Source organism: Cognatundibacterium rugosum, assembly GCF_014284365.1.
GTDB lineage: Bacteria > Pseudomonadota > Gammaproteobacteria > Burkholderiales > Burkholderiaceae_D > Undibacterium > Undibacterium rugosum.
Genome location: NZ_JACOGG010000007.1, coordinates 128,163 through 146,585 on the forward strand (window position 1 = coordinate 128,163; position 18,423 = coordinate 146,585).

The 18,423-nt window shown below is 50.4% G+C and carries 18 protein-coding genes; 11 read left to right on the forward strand and 7 right to left on the reverse strand.

Going from position 1 to position 18,423, the window contains the following annotated elements; translation table 11 throughout:
- Position 1: 1 nt before the first annotated feature.
- The 9 genes from serB (at position 2) to sorU (ending at position 9,292) form a co-directional block, all read left to right on the forward strand.
- Positions 2-889 carry a phosphoserine phosphatase SerB gene (gene serB / locus H8K47_RS08565; RefSeq protein WP_186880987.1) on the forward strand — a complete coding sequence of 296 codons (888 nt, stop codon included), beginning with the start codon at positions 2-4 and terminating at the stop codon, positions 887-889.
- Between the two features lie 256 nt (positions 890-1,145).
- The gene (locus H8K47_RS08570; RefSeq protein WP_186880988.1) at positions 1,146-2,213 is read left to right on the forward strand and encodes a phosphotransferase; all 1,068 of its coding nucleotides are present in this window, start codon (positions 1,146-1,148) and stop codon (positions 2,211-2,213) included.
- Between the two features lie 189 nt (positions 2,214-2,402).
- Positions 2,403-3,095 (forward strand): glutathione binding-like protein, encoded by a 693-nt coding sequence (locus H8K47_RS08575; RefSeq protein WP_186880989.1) that lies wholly within the window; start codon positions 2,403-2,405, stop codon positions 3,093-3,095.
- Positions 3,096-3,184: 89 nt separating this feature from the next.
- Positions 3,185-4,411, forward strand: coding sequence for a DUF2863 family protein (locus H8K47_RS08580; RefSeq protein WP_186880990.1), 1,227 nt, complete (start codon positions 3,185-3,187; stop codon positions 4,409-4,411).
- Between the two features lie 249 nt (positions 4,412-4,660).
- Complete coding sequence (locus tag H8K47_RS08585) at positions 4,661-5,851, forward strand: acyl-CoA dehydrogenase family protein (protein ID WP_186880991.1); 1,191 nt, start codon at positions 4,661-4,663, stop codon at positions 5,849-5,851.
- 11 nt (positions 5,852-5,862) lie between these two features.
- Entirely contained in the window at positions 5,863-6,999 is a 1,137-nt protein-coding gene (locus H8K47_RS08590) for an acyl-CoA dehydrogenase family protein (protein ID WP_186880992.1), read from the forward strand.
- A gap of 83 nt (positions 7,000-7,082) precedes the next feature.
- On the forward strand, positions 7,083-7,544 hold the full coding sequence (locus H8K47_RS08595; RefSeq protein WP_186880993.1) for a MaoC family dehydratase: 462 nt from the start codon (positions 7,083-7,085) through the stop codon (positions 7,542-7,544).
- A 141-nt stretch (positions 7,545-7,685) separates the two neighbouring features.
- A complete protein-coding gene (sorT, locus tag H8K47_RS08600) occupies positions 7,686-8,945 on the forward strand; it encodes a SorT family sulfite dehydrogenase catalytic subunit (protein ID WP_186880994.1) in 1,260 nt (419 codons plus the stop codon).
- Complete coding sequence (gene sorU, locus H8K47_RS08605) at positions 8,942-9,292, forward strand: SorU family sulfite dehydrogenase c-type cytochrome subunit (RefSeq protein ID WP_186880995.1); 351 nt, start codon at positions 8,942-8,944, stop codon at positions 9,290-9,292. The genes sorT and sorU overlap by 4 nt, the downstream gene beginning before the upstream one ends.
- A 63-nt stretch (positions 9,293-9,355) precedes the next feature.
- Here sorU and H8K47_RS08610 read toward each other — a convergent pair whose 3' ends face one another.
- The 3 genes from H8K47_RS08610 to H8K47_RS08620 all read right to left on the reverse strand — a co-directional run bounded on the left by H8K47_RS08610 (position 9,356) and on the right by H8K47_RS08620 (position 12,362).
- Positions 9,356-10,525 carry a rhodanese-like domain-containing protein gene (locus H8K47_RS08610; RefSeq protein WP_186880996.1) on the reverse strand — a complete coding sequence of 390 codons (1,170 nt, stop codon included), beginning with the start codon at positions 10,523-10,525 and terminating at the stop codon, positions 9,356-9,358.
- Between the two features lie 156 nt (positions 10,526-10,681).
- Positions 10,682-11,146: a CYTH domain-containing protein gene (locus tag H8K47_RS08615; protein WP_186880997.1), complete on the reverse strand. Its 465-nt coding sequence runs from the start codon at positions 11,144-11,146 to the stop codon at positions 10,682-10,684.
- Positions 11,147-11,237: 91 nt separating this feature from the next.
- The gene (locus H8K47_RS08620; RefSeq protein WP_186880998.1) at positions 11,238-12,362 is read right to left on the reverse strand and encodes a M14 family metallopeptidase; all 1,125 of its coding nucleotides are present in this window, start codon (positions 12,360-12,362) and stop codon (positions 11,238-11,240) included.
- A gap of 306 nt (positions 12,363-12,668) precedes the next feature.
- Here H8K47_RS08620 and H8K47_RS08625 point away from each other — a divergent pair, with 306 nt between their 5' ends.
- Entirely contained in the window at positions 12,669-13,331 is a 663-nt protein-coding gene (locus H8K47_RS08625) for a DUF6624 domain-containing protein (protein ID WP_186880999.1), read from the forward strand.
- 66 nt (positions 13,332-13,397) lie between these two features.
- On the opposite strand, the gene H8K47_RS08630 is transcribed toward H8K47_RS08625, so the two are convergent.
- From H8K47_RS08630 to H8K47_RS08640, 3 genes are all read right to left on the reverse strand, one after another.
- Positions 13,398-13,802: a hypothetical protein gene (locus tag H8K47_RS08630; RefSeq protein ID WP_329604158.1), complete on the reverse strand. Its 405-nt coding sequence runs from the start codon at positions 13,800-13,802 to the stop codon at positions 13,398-13,400.
- An 87-nt stretch (positions 13,803-13,889) separates the two neighbouring features.
- Positions 13,890-15,050 carry a porin family protein gene (locus H8K47_RS08635; protein WP_186881000.1) on the reverse strand — a complete coding sequence of 387 codons (1,161 nt, stop codon included), beginning with the start codon at positions 15,048-15,050 and terminating at the stop codon, positions 13,890-13,892.
- Between the two features lie 348 nt (positions 15,051-15,398).
- Positions 15,399-15,869 (reverse strand): carboxymuconolactone decarboxylase family protein, encoded by a 471-nt coding sequence (locus H8K47_RS08640; protein WP_186881001.1) that lies wholly within the window; start codon positions 15,867-15,869, stop codon positions 15,399-15,401.
- Positions 15,870-16,053: 184 nt separating this feature from the next.
- Here H8K47_RS08640 and H8K47_RS08645 point away from each other — a divergent pair, with 184 nt between their 5' ends.
- The gene (locus H8K47_RS08645) at positions 16,054-16,518 is read left to right on the forward strand and encodes a MarR family winged helix-turn-helix transcriptional regulator (protein WP_186881002.1); all 465 of its coding nucleotides are present in this window, start codon (positions 16,054-16,056) and stop codon (positions 16,516-16,518) included.
- A 261-nt stretch (positions 16,519-16,779) separates the two neighbouring features.
- On the opposite strand, the gene H8K47_RS18620 is transcribed toward H8K47_RS08645, so the two are convergent.
- A complete protein-coding gene (locus H8K47_RS18620; RefSeq protein WP_186881003.1) occupies positions 16,780-18,369 on the reverse strand; it encodes a methyl-accepting chemotaxis protein in 1,590 nt (529 codons plus the stop codon).
- Between the last annotated feature and the right edge of the window lie 54 nt (positions 18,370-18,423).

Below are 18,423 nucleotides of genomic sequence, written 5' to 3' on the forward strand. Positions count from 1 at the left end.
GATGACGCAATCTACGACACCTGCTTTTCTGACCTTACATAGTCCAGCCGCATTCAATGAAGCACAACTGGCATTGATTCATACCCTCAGCACACACCTGGCGAGCGAAGCCAGCTTACTGAGCCCACAAGTCGCCCGTTACACACTGGCCGCTGCCAGCAATAATCTGGAACAGGCAACTGCGATTGCAGCCTGGCGTGAACAGGCCGATCAACTGGGTCTGGACAGTGCCTTGCTGCCAGTTCAGCGTCGTCTGAGCGAGTTTGGCTTACTCGCGATGGATATGGATTCCACCCTGATCACGATAGAGTGCATCGATGAAATCGCCGACATGCAAGGACTGAAGCCGCAGGTATCTGCCATTACCGAAGCCGCCATGCGGGGTGAACTCGACTTTCAGGAAAGCCTGAAGCGCCGGGTCGCACTGCTGCAAGGGCTGGATGCCAGCGCCTTAGAGCGTGTATATCAGGAACGCTTACAACTCTCGCCCGGCGCCGAACGCCTGATCGCAGCGGCACAGGCTGCGGGCCTGAAAACCTTGTTGGTATCAGGTGGCTTTACCTATTTCACGGAGCGTGTGAGCCAAGGTCTGAAACTCAGTTTTCACCATTCCAATGTGCTGGAAATCATCGATGGCAAACTGACCGGCCGCGTCACTGGCACGATCGTCGATGCCGAAGAAAAACGCCGTACCGTGGCTGCTATCTGCGCGCAGCTGGGCATCCCAGGCAGTGCTGCCATTGTCATGGGCGATGGCGCTAATGATCTGCGTATGATGGAGATCGCCGGCCTGTCGGTCGCCTTCCGCGCTAAGCCGGTAGTACGCGCTCAGGCCAGTATCGCACTCAATCATTGCGGACTGGATGGCGTATTGAATGTGTTGATGTGAGCGCGTTGTGATCCTGAAGGTGAACTCAAGCGAGCGCAACGCGCTTGCTCTCAGTTGATCTCACCGGCCGCAATTCAAACTCAAATTTAAAATTCGAATTTCAAATTCAAATAAATAGCACGACCGTATTTTTTAGCTTACACTCATGCAAGTTTTATCCATCACAGACTGTCCCGCCAACGCCGGCTAAGCAGATGCAAAGCTGGCTGCCTATATGGTCAGGAAGTCCTGAACAAAACAATACAGGAGACCAGCAATGTTTGAAGACTTCATGGGTACCATGCCCGTCGCTGCGCGCCAGCAATTTGATCATGCAGCGCTAGCCGATTATCTGCGTCAGCATGTCCCCGATTTTACGGCTGCGATGGCTGATCAGCTGCAGGTAGAGCAATTCAAAGGTGGACAATCCAATCCCACCTTCAAACTCAGCGCGGGCCAGCAGCGTTATGTGATGCGCGCCAAACCCGGCCCGGCAGCCAAGCTGCTACCATCGGCACATGCGATAGAACGTGAATTCAAGGTCATGGATGCCTTACAAAAAGCCGGCTTCCCGGCTGCTCGCCAGTATGCGCTGTGCACCGATGAGGATGTGATAGGACGCGCCTTTTACATCATGGAATACGTCGACGGCAGAGTATTGTGGGATCAGTCGCTGCCCGGTATGACGCCGGTGCAAAGAGCTGAAATCTATGATGAACTCAACCGAGTGATCGCGCAATTACACAGTCTGGACTATGCCGCGATTGGCCTCGCGGATTACGGTAAACCCGGCAATTACTTTGCACGTCAGATCGATCGCTGGACCAAACAATATCGCGCCTCAGAAACAGAAACCATAGAGGCCATGGACAGACTGATAGAATGGCTGCCACATCATATCCCTGCCGGTGACGACACCAGTATCGTGCATGGCGACTACCGGCTAGACAATATGATGTTCCACCCGACTGAACCGCGCATCATGGCAGTACTGGACTGGGAGCTGTCCACGCTGGGCCACCCGCTGGCCGATTTTTCTTATCACTGTATGAGCTGGCATGTATTACCGGGGCAGTTCCGTGGCATCAAGGGACTGGATCTGAAAGCGCTGGGGATACCGGATGAACAGTCGTATATCGCCAAATACTGTGAGCGGACTGGTCAGCAAATTCGTGCTGAAGACTTTAATTTTTACCTGGCCTATAACCTGTTCCGTATGGCTGGCATTTTACAAGGCATCATGAAACGCTATGTCGATGGCACCGCATCCAGCGCGCAGGCCAAAGCTTCGGGTGAGGCGGCGCGCCCCATGGCAGAGCTGGGCTGGGCCTATGCGCAGCGCTGAGTGACTTTGGCACACTGATGAAGCCGCATCGGTGTATGAATTGCGAATCAGTCAGCAAAATTGTCAAAACATCTGCATAATGGTGGGCGCATATTTCTGGCGGCAAGAGCAAGATAACCTGAGCGCCGCTCAGCCGGATCAGCCCTCAGAATGCCGCCCCCACCCTGCTAACAAAGACAAAGGAAGATCATGATTGACGTTTATTCCTGGCCTACTCCAAACGGTCACAAAGTGCATATCATGCTGGAAGAATGCGATCTGGCGTACCGGGCAATTCCCATCGATATCGGTGCGGGCGACCAGTTCACACCCGATTTTCTGGCCATCTCCCCTAACAATAAAATCCCCGCCATCGTCGATGCTGACGGGCCGGATGGCAAACCAATTTCACTGTTTGAATCGGGAGCAATTCTCGTATATCTGGCGGGTAAAACAGGTCAGTTTCTTGGCAATACCGACCGTGAGCGCTATCAGACTCTGCAATGGCTGATGTTCCAGATGGGCGGTTTCGGCCCTATGCTGGGACAGGCGCACCATTTCCGTATCTATGCACCGGAAAAAATCCAGTACGCCATTGACCGTTATACCAATGAAGCGCAGCGTCTGTATGGCGTGATCGATCAGCAATTATCGAAAACGGAATTCCTGGCGGGCGACCATTACACCATTGCCGATATCGCAGTATTCCCATGGACCAGGTCGTTTGCCAATCAGGGCATAGACTGGGCCGACTTCCCGCATGCCAAGCGCTGGTTCGATCAGATCAACACACGAGCTGCGGTGCAACGCGGCGTACAGGTATTGGCCGATTTACGCAAACCGCTAACCGATGACAAAGCGAAAGATGCTTTGTTCGGAAAAACACAGTACGCAAAAAAATAAGCGATGCCAGGGCATTTGCGCCAAATTATGCTGACTATGGAGTGAGCTCATTGCTACAATGGAATCACTCCAATTTTACAGAGTGACGTATGCGCCGGATAATCAAAAAAAACAGGCTGAAATTAGCCGCGGAAAGCCAACGTCTCGTCAATCTCGCGTTGGCTGTCGCCCAATCCGCAAGCCGGATTGAAGACAATGCCTGGCAAGCCAGGCTCGATACCTATGTTCGCAAAAACCTCAGACTACAGCATCAGGATCAGCTTGATGGTGCGGCTGAGCATGTGTTCCACAGCCATCCGCATGGTTACGAAGTGCTGGTAGAAACGCTGGAAACCATCAGCACTTCCTGCACCCTGAGCCATCAGGGACAGGACTGGCAATGCCTGCTGGTGGCGGCCCCCGTGCTGGCCTGGACCCGCTATGACATTGCGTCCGGCGCATTGCCTGCCAACATACTCAGTCACCTGCATCAGCAAATGCAGACCCATGTACTGGCAAGTGCCACACGTTTGCAGTTGCTGCCCAATCTGTATTCTATCGATCAGTTGCCACGCAATCATTGTGAGACCTTCAGCCTGCTGGAAAAACAGGCGCAGGCGCTGGTCACACAAACGCAGTCAGCGGCTGAGGCACAAAAAGAAAAAACTGTGCCCTTCCTGGCAGATATACGCTTTTTGCTTGGCATAGTCGCAGCGCCGGCAGGTGAGAATCTGTTCCGCTGGCAGCAACTGGATGCCCCCTATGACAGCGAAGCGGCCAAAACCCTGTGTCTGGAGTCCTGGAAGGCAGGAACCGAAGAACAGTTTAAACATGTCTTACCCGGATGTGGGATAGACCTTCTATTACCGGAAGCCTATTTCAGTGCCTGCCGTGACGCTGATGTTGCGATCCGCCCGGCGTCAATTCTGGCCGCCGTGTATTACCTGACACAGACTTTGGAAAAAGACAGTAGCCATTTCCGTGTCGTGATCGGTGCCTGCACCAATGCTGACAATGCCGGTCAGGTCGATGAATTACGTCTGAGTTTCCTGCTCAACGACACGCCGGAAGTGATCTACGGCGTGATCTGGCCCTTGTATCAGGCAGAAGACCAGCAAACCGCTATCGGTCTTGATGATCAGCAGGACTTACAAGGCGACATTCCTGAAATCCTGCGTCAGGCTGGCATCACCGACATCGTGCTGCTGGATGAAATTTTTTCTATGGAATTCTGCGACGACTGCGGCACACCGCTGTTTCCGGATCATGCAGGCGATCTGGTACATCCGGAAATGCCGGACGACATTCCCGCACCAGGTACTGCACATTTCCATTGAGATGAATTCTGTGCCCCGTCTTATGCGGGGCTTTTTTTTATCGTCTTTATCTGCTTTTATTCGCAGTCCTGTACTGCGTAGTTTCATCCAAACGCTGTAGACGCAAAAAAATTCTTGTACCAGTTCACTTAAACCAAGGTAGAATCGTTGCGAACGATCGTGCTATTCTAGTTTTTGCAGTATCCCTTCGTCGATAACCACAATGCGGCAACCGGAACCCGGTCAGCCCAGTCCCGTACAGGAGACAGTATGGATTTGAATTACAGCGCGCAAGATCTTGCCTTCCGTGATCAGGTCAGAGCTTATCTGGACACCCACCTCCCGCCCGATTTGCAGCACAAAGTGCTCAATCATTTACGCTTATCCAAAGAAGACTATGTGCGCTGGCATCGTATTCTGGCCAAACAAGGCTGGGTTGCGCCCGGCTGGCCGGTGGAATACGGCGGTCCGGGCTGGAGTGCGACCCAACGTCATATTTTTGAAGAGGAATGTGCGCGTGCTGGTACCCCGGCAATCCTGCCGTTTGGTGTGAATATGGTGGCACCGGTGCTGATGGCATTCGGTAATGAAGAACAGAAAGCCCATTACCTGCCACGCATTTTGAGCTGCGAAGACTGGTGGTGCCAGGGCTATTCTGAACCCGGTTCAGGCTCAGACCTGGCCTCGCTAAAAACCCGCGCCGAACGTCAGGGTGATCACTACATCGTGAACGGTCAGAAAACCTGGACCACGCTGGCTCAGCATGCCGATATGATTTTCTGCCTGGTGCGCACCGATCCGGATGCGCGCAAACAGGAAGGCATCTCCTTCCTGCTCATCGACATGAAAACGCCGGGTATTACGGTAAGACCCATCATCATGCTGGACGAAGACCACGAAGTGAATGAGGTGTTCTTCGACAATGTGAAAGTACCTGTCAGCAATCTGATCGGCGCTGAAAACAAGGGCTGGACTTATGCGAAATATCTGTTGGGTCACGAGAGAACCAATATCGCCGCCGTCGGCCGCGCCAAACGGGAATTACAATTCCTGAAGCGCGTCGCTGGCAAGCAGCAAAAACGCGGACAATCGCTGCTGGCAGATCCGGTCTTTGCGCACAAAGTAGCAGCGCTGGAGATAGAAATCATGGCGCTGGAAATCACGGTCTTACGTGTGATTTCTCAGGACAGTGGCAAGCCCGGTCCGGAAGCATCTCTGCTCAAAATCAAGGGCACAGAAATTCAGCAACGCTTAACCGAACTGATGGTAGAAGCCGTTGGCCCCTATGCGCTGCCGTTTGACCCGGCCTATCTGGACGGAGAACAGGCACATAGCGTGTCTGAACAGGATGATGCTGCGCCGCTGGCTTCGTATTACTTCAATTTCCGCAAGACCTCCATCTATGGCGGTTCGAATGAAATTCAAAAGAACATCATCACCCAGATGATACTGGGACTGTAAAGGAGCGCGCTATGAATTTTGATTTCAGTCAGGAACAGATTCAGTTTGCCGACGCACTCCGTCGCTGGGCAAATCAGGATTATCAGTTTGAACAACGTAAGCATATTATTCAGTCTGCCAGCGGCACTTCTGACCATGCATGGGCAGCCCTGACCGAGCTCGGCGCGCTGGCGCTGCCTGTTCCGGAAGACCAGGGTGGTTTTAATGGCAGCGCTGTGGATATGCTGGTGCTGATGCAGGAACTGGGACGGGCACTGGTAGTGGAACCCTACTTCGCCACGGTATTTGCGGCTGAATTCCTGAAACTGGCGAAAGCCCATTTTGATATTCTGGAACAGGTAGCAACGGGTCAGACTAAACTCGCAGCCGCGCTGTATGAAGCGCAATCACGCCATGAGGCTTACGATATCAAAACTACCTTCACGCCCAGCGCAGATGGCTATGTGCTGAATGGAAAAAAGACGGTCGTGATTCACGGTGCGCAGGCAGATCATCTGATCGTTTCCGCCAGAGCGGGCGGTGATCAGTTTGCAGCAAAAGGCATCATGCTGTTTCTGGTCGATGCACGCAGCGCGGGTGTCAACCGTCGCGACTACCGTACACTGGATGGCATGCGTGCCGCCGATATCAGCTTTGAACAAGTACAGTTACCCGCTATTGCCTTGCTAGGCCGTGAAGATGGCGGTGCGGACTTACTGGATGCCGCGCTGGACTATGGCACCACCTTGCTGTGTGCGGAAGCGGTCGGCATTATGGAAGCCACCATTGCCGCCACACTGGAGTACCTGAAAACCCGTCAGCAATTCGGCGTGCCTATCGGTAAATTCCAGGTGCTGCAACACAGGATGGCGGACATGTATATGGAACTGGAACAGGCACGTTCTATGGCCATGCTGGCAGCGGTGAAGCAAACCAGCGCTAATACGCAGGAGAGAAAACGTACTGTCTCGGCAGCCAAAGCACGGGTTGGTCAGGCTGCGCGCCTGATTGGCCAGCAAGCAGTACAATTACACGGCGGCATGGGGGTCACGAATGAATTACCGGTGGCGCACATGTTTAAACGGCTCACCATGATAGAACTGAGCCTGGGTGATACCGATCACCATCTGACCCGCTTTATCGCACAATCCGATTTTGTTCCCGCCTGAGACAGCCCCCGGAAAAATCCCAGCCTCTGCGCTGGGATTTTTCTTCCCCTATCAAGTCTGCACACGAAAGGAAGGAAAATACGATGTCCGAGCAAACCAACTGGTGGTTTTTTGAAGACTTTATACCCGGTGCAGTCATAGAACTGGGGCAACGCAATGTCACAGAAGAGGAAATCCTGCGTTTCGCGACAGAATTTGACCCACAATCCTTTCATATCGATCATGAGCGTGCGAAAGACTCTATCTTTGGCGGCGTGATCGCCAGTGGCTGGCATACCTGCAGCATGATTATGCGTATGGTGGTGGATGGTTTTCTAGCGCGCTCGTCCAGCATGGGTTCACCAGGTGTGGATGAAATACGCTGGATCGTGCCGGTCAAACCTGGCGACGTCTTGAGCGTCCGTGCTGAAACCCTGTCCCGCCATGCTTCGGTATCCAAACCTGACCGAGGTGTCGTCTATACTTTGTGGACCGCTGAAAATCAGCGTGGCGAAGTTGTGTGCGCCATCAAGGGTATGGGCATGTTCGGACGTCGCCCGCACTGATATCGCATAATCCGGGCAGCAGCCGGGTTAAAAAATAGTATAGTCAACATTACACGCTAAGGATATTGTCAAGCTTGTGTTATGTCGGCTACTATCAGGCGCATTGCGCTTATTTGCGAAAAAACCATCAGGAGAATATGCATGAGTGAGTCCACGAAATCCCTGCCAACACAGATCAGCAATCTGGCACGCCGGCGCTGGCTTGCTTCAGGCAGTGTCGGTGTAGCCGCTGCAGGACTGGCGGGTTTACAGCAGAATGCAATCGCACAAGCGGTCGCCACCACTGCAACAGCCAGCCCAGCCGCAAAGCCCTTGCCATCTTATGTGAGCTGGAAAGATAGCTCCGCACTGATAGTGCACTCCAGCGGGACGATAGAAACACGGCGCAGCGCCTTCGGCACCAGCGTGATCACCCCGGCTGAACAACTGTATGTGCGCAACAACCTGCCGGCACCCGATGCGTCCATCATAGCCAATCGCGATGCCTGGGAATTGCAGATCGAAGGCGTGAAACGTCCTGCCACACTCAAGCTCCAACAGTTGAAACGTATGGGGCTGGAAACCGTCACGGCTGTATTGCAATGTTCAGGCAATGGACGCGGCCTGTTCCCAAGTAAGCCCAGCGGTACGCCCTGGCAGATCGGTGCTGCAGGTTGTGTGGTCTGGAGCGGCGTACCGGTACGCGCGCTGATCGCAGCACTCGGCGGCGTGGCCGATGGTATGGTGTATATGACGGGTACCGGCGGAGAAAAACTGCCGGAAGGAATAGATCCGAAGTCGATCATGGTAGAGCGCTCGGTCCCCCTCAAAGCACTGGACGAAGCGATACTGGCCTGGGAAATGAACGGTGCTCCACTCCCCCTCGCCCATGGAGGTCCACTGCGTCTGATCATACCTGGCTACGCAGGTGTCAATAACATCAAATACATCAAACGTCTGGCCTTCACCACGGAACAAACCGAAGCCAATATTCAAAAGCATGGCTATCGCATTTCGCCACCGGGCCAGAAAGGGGATGCGACTCATCCTTCCGTCTGGGAAATGAATGTGAAGTCCTGGATCAACTCACCGGCACCGGAAACTGGTGATATCCCAGCTGGTGATACACTGATACAAGGGGTTGCGTTTGGCGGTATGCATGCAGTCAAAACAGTAGAAGTGTCTGTTGACGGTGGAAAAACCTGGAAAGCTGCACGCTTTATCGGCCCGGACATGGGTAAATACGCCTGGCGTCAGTTTGTGTTGGCGGTGCGCCTGGATGCCGGCAACTATACCATCGCCTGTCGTGCAACCGATAGCCAGGGTCAGGTACAGCCAGAAGCCAGGGCAGAAAATGCGGGCGGCTATAACAACAACAGCTGGAAAGATCATGCTATGCAAATCAATGTGGTGGCAGCATGAATAAGCAACTGATACGCGCAGGAGCACTCCTGCTAGGCATGACGGCCGCACTGACCACAGTCAATGCGATCGCTCAGAATAAAGATCAGGATGGCACTAAGGCGCTTGAAGCTGGCAAAAAAGTGTTTACCCAAACTGCGCAACCCGCGTGCATCGTATGCCATACGCTCAGGCATGCAGGTGCAAGTGGTGAAATCGGGCCCTCACTGGATGAATTAAAACCGGATGCGGCCCGGGTAGAAAAAGCGGTCAGGAATGGAATAGGTCAGATGCCCGCATTTAGCAATCTGTCAGATGCGGATATCCGGCTGGTAGCAAAGTATGTGTCCACCGTAGCCGGTCAGTAATTCAACGAACAATTGACCGCACAGGTAAAAAAAAGCTGCCCAATAAACGGGCAGCTTTTTTGTTTAATTCTTCGTTTCAGACGGCAACTTATTTTCACGCCACTCCGGCATGCCGCCTCGATACCAGTATATTTTGGTTACGCCGGTGGCCTTAGCGACGACCGATGCCTTATATGACTTCCAGCATTCCGGTCCATTACAGTAAAACACCAGCGCTTTTTCTTTGCCTAACTTCGTAATCGCCGAATAGTCATCCAGGCTGGAATCGAACTCTCTGTCCTTAAGACTCTTTTCCACATAAGGAGCGTGGATTGCCCCCTTAATATGCTCCTGATCATACTCTTTGACCGAACGGGTATCGACCAGCACAGCACCTGAGGCCGCCAGTTTCTGTACTTCTGCAGAACCAACGGTCGCCACACCGGATATGACTTTAGGAGTCAGAATACCCAGCGCCGCAATGTAAGCATATTGTGTTTCATCTGCACTGCTGGTGGTCACCATTTTTCCCAGACCAGCGGCTTCTGCATCCGACCCGGATAACCAGCGCAGCACTTTCTTTTTCTCTGCATCAGGCATGGATTTTTTAACCATCAAGGCCAGACCGGAAGGCAGTTCAGGAGTGGACTTCAACACCACTGCGACCTGTGGATTGGCCTTCATCCAGACTTCGGCTTCTGCCTTCGACGCGATCGTCACATCAGCAATATTGGCGCTCAGCGCCAGCAAACCGGCACCGCTGGTCTTACCATAGGTGACGCTCTTCAGACTTTTCAGACTCAAACCGGCCTCATCCAGCAAGCCCTTTGCGACATAAGCACGTACCGAATCCTGTTGAGTCAGGTAAAGGCGCTTGCCTCCCAGCTGATTCACGCTGCTAATGTCCTTGCGGGCGATCAGCACAAACTCAGAATTAATTTTCTGACGCGCCAGCAATTGATACTGATGTGAAATCGCAGAGGCCGTGACATGCGGTGGCCCTACCAGCATATCGTTTTCCTGAGTCCGGGTGGCACGCATGACATCCGTCAGATCCGATGTTTGTTTCAACACAACCGGTGCACCGAGCGTGCTAATCAGGGATTGGGTTGGAACGCTGCCAAAAGACAGGGACTTTTTATTGGTCTCGTCAGCCGGATCAATACCAATCAATACTTTGTAGTCTGCCATCGCGTACAGTGGGCAAGCGAGAGTCAACCCCAGCAGCAGATGCTGCCAATCATTGCGTTTCATTATGCGCATTTCATTCACAGATGTTAGTCAGCCCAGTCACTCAAGGCAAAATATATCAAAAAATGAAATTTTCACAGATAACAATCGTGTCAGGCAAGCACATTCGTTTACTAACTGACATTTTACACAGTGCTACGGGCACAAAAGCCTGCTGTTTCACCAGTTTTTATACGGATTTTTTATCAGGCTGGCATTCGCATAACGGCGATCATGACTGACCTCTTCTCCCAGCCAGGATGGGCGCACGAATATCTGATCTTCGGCATTCAGTTCTACTTCTGCGACCACCAGACCCGCATTATCGCCAAAAAACTCATCAACTTCCCAGACTACACCATCACGCGCAATGCGGTAACGCTGCTTTTCTATCAATGGACGCTGGCATACCTCGTCTAACAGGGCACGCGCATCTTGCAGCGGAATCGCATATTCCCATTCGCCGCAACTGATGCCGGTGGACTTGCTTTTGATGGTCAGACAGGCAGCGCCCCCCTCTATCCTGACACGCACGATGCGCTCAGGATCGGTGCTGATATAGCCCTGACATAAGAGGCTGCCAGTCGTGCCTGCGCGCCAACTGTCATCCACCACCAGAAACTTACGTTCAATTTCTACACCCATTTTTTCCTGCCTGTTCTGTTTATCTTGCTCAATCTTAACAATAAAAAAGAGAGCGCCGCAGCGCCCTCTTCCGCCTTCAATCTGCGCCCTGTTAAGCGCTGACAGATTTCAGGATAGGCTGCAACATCGCTTCGCCCAGTTTGGCACTACGTGCGCCGTCCCAGCCTACTTCTGCATCTGGCAGATTGTCATTGTCTTTGAACGGCAGCTCCAGAGTCAGCGATACGCATTTATAGGTATGGCCTATGTATTTAGATGCCAGTTTCAGCATATCTGCATTGTACTTCGATGCCTCGTAACCGATTTTAGTCTGGAAATCCGGGCTCGCTGCGCAGAAGCTGTCGACGAACACTTGTTGCTCATGCGCCTGCTGTTCGGTAAAGCCTTCTATCATCTCGCTGCCTGCTACGAATACATAAGGCAAGGCTTCATCACCGTGAATATCCAGGAAGAGATCGCAACCAGTTTCTTGTATCTTGTTTTTCACATGATAGACTTCCGGGCTTGTTTCCAGCGATGGTGTCATCCACTCACGATTCAGATTCGCGCCGGCTGCGTTGGTACGCAGATTGCCACGATAAGCGCCGTCCGGATTCATGTTCGGCACTACATACAACACAGCCTGATCCAAGATTGCACGTGCAATCGGATTGGCAGGATCAAGCAAAGCATTCAGCATGCCTTCAACCAGCCATTCGGCCATGGTTTCACCCGGATGCTGACGCGCAATCACCCAGACTTTTTTCTTGGCCGACGGATCTCCAACGACTACCAGGTTCAGATCGCGGCCATCGACGGTATTGCCCAGATCCTGCACGCGTGCCAGCGGCGATTGCTCCACCGCACCCAACAAGGACAAATGACGTTCCCAGCTGTAAGGCTCAAAGTAAGCGTAATACACGCTGTCAGTCTCTGGAGTATGGCGAATAGTCATGACTTTGCCATCGAATTCCGTATCGACGCGGAACCAGTTTTCACGATCGTAGCTGGCGACAGCGCGATAGTTTTCCCAGCCCTTGGCATACGTAGCCTCACCCGCGTTCAGAAAACGCATCACCGTTTCCTGATCACGCGCACCTTGCAAACGGAAATGGAACCATTGCCAGATATCCGCATGCGAGTCTTTGCGCAGCTTTAATTCGATGTCGCCCGCTTGTTCCGCTTTTACGACTTCAATCGCGCCCGCGTCGAAGTTCTGACTGATTTTAATTGTCATATGAGTTTCAGATTGATCGTTTATTTTACCGCCAGTCAACACTGCACCTTTGGGTTTCAGGTTAGACGGCGACCTATGCACCGTATTGTCACAGCTTTTCAAGAATATGAAAATAATTTAGTCAAATTTTGCTTTGAATATTTTCAAATCTAATTTTCTATCAAAGTATGCGGCGACTTCCCTATGCGTATCAAAATAGCTACTCCACTTACCTTAGCGATTGCGACTTAGGGTGCGCTCAGCATACAATCAGTTAAAAATAGCTGTTTATCTATATTAAATGACATCAATCTGGAGAAGCCAGGTATGAAAGCCGTGATTGCTACTGCCCTTCTTTTTCTGTTGGCCTCCCCGCACTGTAAGTCTCAGGAGTCTTGCCAGCCCGCGAGTTTAAATATAGAACTGGAACAGGTCTTGGAACGTGACCAGAGTTCGCTCCAAAAATATAATCTGGCAGATCAGGAGCAAAGATTTGCACCCAGCGCTGAACATCTGGCAGATAAAGAACGCTTACTAAAATTGCTAAAGTCCGCAATGCAGCAAAACAAAGAAATTTTCGAAAAAATCATCGCTGACTGTGGCTGGCCAGATGCGCGAAAACTGAGTTACAAGGCCAACACGGCACTTTTTCTGATTGTTCAGTATGGCAGCAAAGATGAGCGCATCAGGTATTTCCCCTATTTTGAACAGCAATATCAGGACAAACTACTAAACAGCCAGCGCTATGTCATGATGGTAGATCGCATGCGTTTTGATCAGGGGCTGGCCCAGTTGTATGGCACGCAGTTTTTCCCGGAGAAATCTGGCACCGCTGTATATGGTGACGTATTTGAGCCCGAGAAGCTCAATGAAAGACGCGAACAGATGGGTATGATGCGTATCAAGGCATTTGATGACGCTTACCCTCAGCCTAAACAAAGCAGAGACAAAGCCAAAACGGATTCAGCAATAGGGAAAAAGCATTCCTGAGTTTTTATCGCTCGGTATAGAACGCCCCAACAGAAACGCGCCTCCCAGACAAATTGCGGGCAGCAGTTAAGGAACGACCAGCAACACCTTCACGGTGGAATCTACCGACGCCTTGTCGATATAGGCCAATGCGCTGGGTTCTGCAGCGACCGCTTTCTTGACTGCCGCATCATTTGGAAATTCTTTTGGTGCGGTTCCCTTGCCTGAAAATGAAGCCTTGGCCCAAATCGCCTCTACCTGAGCAGGTGTTTTTTTGATGACCTTTTCATAGAATTCCTTACGTATCGCTGCATCCTTGCTTTGATCCAGCGGTGTGAAAATTGTCGAACCTCCCAGAAAAAACTGAGAAACCTGCTCTGGCAGCATACGTGTTGCCTGGTTGGCCGGATTCGTGACAACGACAATCTCTGCCGACGCGGGTAGCGCATTTATTGCAACTAACAATGCAAACATCAGTCGTGTTTTCATCATATTTCCTTTTACCAAATGTTGGACAAGCCATAAGCATTTTCATGACCATCTTTGATGGCGCAGATTGTTGCCTGTGATGTCTGCCTGTTAAAACAGTCGATCGTAAGAGATGCGGAACACGTTGACGTTACCGCCAAAGTTATTCGTGACGTCCTGATTTTTATCCAGTTGTAGTTTGACGGCACTTTTTGCATCGACGTCATACCGCAGAGTCAGGGATAAGCGTTTGTAGGACTGGGGTTGATATTTCGTCAGATCAGACGATTTTTCTTTATAACTGGCGTAGTTCAGAAACGGCGTCCAGGCGCCCATGCGATATCCGGCCCCCAAGGTAAATGCAGGTGCCGTTACGCTAAATCCGCCATCCTGGAAATCTCTCGAAAGCTGGGTCAGTTCACTCAAGACAAACCACTGATCCAAATCAAGATTGACTGCAACGCCATAGGCCTTAAGTTTGGCAGCACTGTCCAAAGCAATGGAATTATTGATTACCTTTACATCGGACTGAACATACACCGCCCTTACCGTAAGCGGCCCCCGCTCAAGCTCTGCATCTGCACCAATGATATTGCTCCAGGTGACGTCGGTCTGACCGCTGTAAACCAGTTTTTCATAGAGCGAGTCTTTTGACTTCTCTTTACCGCCAAACACGCTGAATGCAACATTGTTATCCGCCACACTGGTCCGGTAACGGACACTCGCGCCGTTATAATTGGTCACTTCCCAGCCATATAACTCCGGCGGTGGACTGACCCACGGGTAGGCCACGCCCACGTCCTGGAAATCGGAGTAAAAATACAGCGGTATGCGCTTACGCCCTACCTGAACTTCCCATTCTTTATTCAGTTTATAACTGGCATAGGCCCATTGAATATTGGGCGTGGAATCAGTACCACGCACCACCACCTGCCCCGTCAAATTGAAGTCTTTGCTAATGGCATAAGTCGCCTGCACGCCGGCCCGGGATTCAGGCTGCAAAGAAAAACTGTTGTTGTAGACACCCGCATTTGACCAGTCCGCTACATAGCAGGGGCAGGTTTTATCATTGATGGTAGCCGGCCCGATATAGTTTGCCGGTAACTCACCGCCAAAGCTACGTCCACCAACGACGGACAAAAACCCACTGACTTTGAGTTTAGATCCTGCATCCGCCTCCTCAGCATACGCGCTACTGACAGAAAAGCTGAGCAAGCCCAATACACTGCCACACAATCCGGACCAGAGTTGAAGTTTAACTGAAGTCATCATGCGATCCTTTAGATAAATTGCCAAATGCGTTTGACGTAGAAGCTGCGCTGTAAAGCCGTTTCAGAAATCTAAGGTGCTGGGGACAGGTGCGATATGGAAAGCTTCCGTGGCAATCCTAAAGCTTGAATTTTGTATCTTTAGCCTGTCAATAATGCTTACGAACAACTACAGTGTAGGTCAGTCTTGACGCGAGCAATCTGAAATTTTCCACTTCAGTTGCTACGACGCAACCACTTGAAAAGAACTGTCAGATGAACGGCAGCTCACAGGATGTTGCATATAGGCATTGCAGGGTATATCGAATAATGAGTGCTGACTCATTTGACTATGCCATATGCACAAACACCATCATTCAAACGGTGGTGCGAACTTGAGCGCGCCGGCAATACGGTTCCAGGCATTGATTGCAGCGACAGCAGAAGTCAGAAATGTAATTTCCGTTGCTGTGAATTCAGCTTGCAACTGAACATAAACTGAATCAGACACCGGGTGTTGCGTCATATTTGTCAGAGCCTCAGTCCACGCCAGCGCAGCCCGTTCGCGCGATGTGAACACCCCCGCGTCCCGCCATGTTGCAAGCAAATCCGTTTTGACTGCGTCTATTCCTATCTTACGCGCCAGATTTAAGTGATATTGAAGGCAAAATGCACAACCATTCAGTTGTGAAGCTCTTAATTTGATGAGTTCAATCAATGGCTTCTCTAAACCTGAATCATCTATCGCTTTCCCAAGCAGGCTTAATGCATGCACAACACCTGGCGCGGTATTTGAAAAAGTGTCCCAAGTGATGGTCTGGCTTGAAGCGCTTAATATCGTCATTGCTTTTCCTTGAAGTTAATTACATTTACAGAAATTAATACCATGTTAATAGCGTGACAATTGACCGTAAAATTAGAGAATAAGTCTTGCTATCACAGATCTTCGCTTGCTGTTTTTTACTGACAAAGGCAGTGCAAAAGCTATAATATCAGAACTATGATAATAATATTCGAATTCTTACATTATGAAAAAAATAAGCTTCACCCATACGTCGGTTCCTGAAGCAGGAGAAGGCAAACGAGGAGAGAAAGGGCATATTGGCTACTTGTTACGACAAGCATATGCCTCACACAGAACCCGTATGGAGCAAGCCTTGAGAGAAACTGGTCTGACACTTCCTCAATTTTCGATACTCACCATGCTGGCAGCTTATCCAAACGCATCCGGTGCGGAACTGGCCAGGCTATCACTACTCACACCACAGACAATGAGTGTCATCGTAGCCAATCTGGAACGCGCCGGTTTCGTCGTTCGCACCCCACACAAAGTCCACGGCAGAATTCAGCAAATTCGCATTACTGCAGACGGTGCAGAGATTTTATCCCGATGCAAGTTGCTGGTTCAGTCGGTTGAACAATGCCTGCAGACAGAATTAAGCGATCAAGACGAAGCCTTAGTGAGGCGATGGCTGGTCAATGTTGCCAAGTAGGCCAAGTCGCGATGCGCCACCCCGATTGAGATTACTCAGCGTAGCAAAAAATGGACGCAATAAGCTTGAAGTTAGAATGAGCTAAATAACTGAATTTGATCTGACAATTCCACACTTCAAACCGGGCGACTGTCAGATCGGGGCGCAACTACGACAAATTACTTAGTAGGATTCGACACACATATCTAAACCGGTAACTCTCATCTTTTCAAGTCGATGTGTCAGATCAAGTCTGAACTAATACAAATTACTACAACTAAATCACTTGATCATTAGTGTCGCTTTTGCGTAATTTGATCCAATATTAAATACCTCGACGGTTTGCACGAGTTCTTTTGCCTGAGAACTTAGGCTCAGAGTAGCTGCAGCCATTTGCTCAACCAACGCTGCGTTCTGTTGAGTCGTTTGATCCATGTCAGTGATCGCATGATCCACTTGTGTGACACCTGCAGCCTGCTCCTTACTGGCAGTGCTTATTTCTGCAATCAGAGTGCTGACATTCTTAATAGACGCAAGGATTTCTTCCATTCTTGTACCAGCTTCGTTGACAAGCGTGCTCCCAAGTTCAACTCTTTCCATATTGGACGTGATTAAGTCTTTTATTTCCTTTGCTGCAGATGCGCTACGTCCAGCCAACGATCTGACTTCTGTTGCAACAACAGCAAAACCACGACCTTGCTCTCCCGCCCGCGCAGCCTCAACAGCTGCATTCAATGCCAGGATATTCGTTTGAAATGCAATTCCGTCTATAACACTGATAATATCTGCGATCTTTTTTGAAGAGTCATTAATTTCCCGCATTGTGGATACAGTACGATCGACAACTTGCCCTCCCCGCTCCGCAACACTAGAGGCATGGCCAACTAACTGGTTTGCTTGTCGGGCATTTTCCGCATTATTACTAACTTGTGAAGTTAGCTGCTCCATTGACGCCGCCGTTTCCTCTATCGAGCTTGCTTGACTTTCAGTTCGCGAAGAAAGATTTTGATTTCCCTGAGCGATTTCTAAGCTGGAAGTCGCAATATTTTCCGCACCACGTCGCACCTGCGCGACAACGCCAGCCATGCGATTTTGCATTTCGGCAACCGAATGAAGAATACTATCTGGACTCTTTATTTGTGACTCATGCACAGCCTTTAAGTCGCCATGTGACAATTTATTCAAAAGCACATTGATTACCTCAGGCTCCGCACCCAGCGTTTTTTGAATATTTTTCCAAATTAAAACACCGAGGGTTATTGAAATCCCCAGTGAAAATAAGGCTGTGCAGAGTAAGATTATTTTTTGTGTGTTAGTCGTTGAAGTTGTATCCAGGATAAATGCATTGACTCGCTCATCGGTGATTCTTTCATAATCGTTGATCGCCGCTGTCAGCTCGGCGAGTGTTGGGGTACAAATTTCTCGAATTTTGCGGGTCGCGTCATCCCTTTGACCATTTTTAAGATCGCTAATGATTTCTTTGGCAACAGGTCGATATTTCGATTCAACTACTTTTATTCGATCGATACTGTCCGTGACATTCTTCGGGAGCTGTGCAGATGTTGCTGCCGACTCAAGTTCACGAATGTTTTTTTCAATTTTTTCTTGAAATCGATCAAATTCTTTAAACGTTACCTCTAATTGGTTCTTTTCTTCCAGAATGGCTGCGTTCCTGACTGCGATTGCCCGTCCATCTGCTGAGCTTTTTAAAGCACTCGCAATTTCAAGGCGATGCAATATCCCATGCGTCAACGATGTCAACTTATCACTTACTGAACCAAGAAAAAAGTATGCGGAAGCTCCAAGCACTAAGACACAAATATTGCTGATAAGGAGCGTGCTAAGCAGACGATTCTTAAAACTGAGTACCATGGTATGTTGCCCTCGAGTTCAATTTTGATAAATGCAAAAAAATCCTGACGCAAT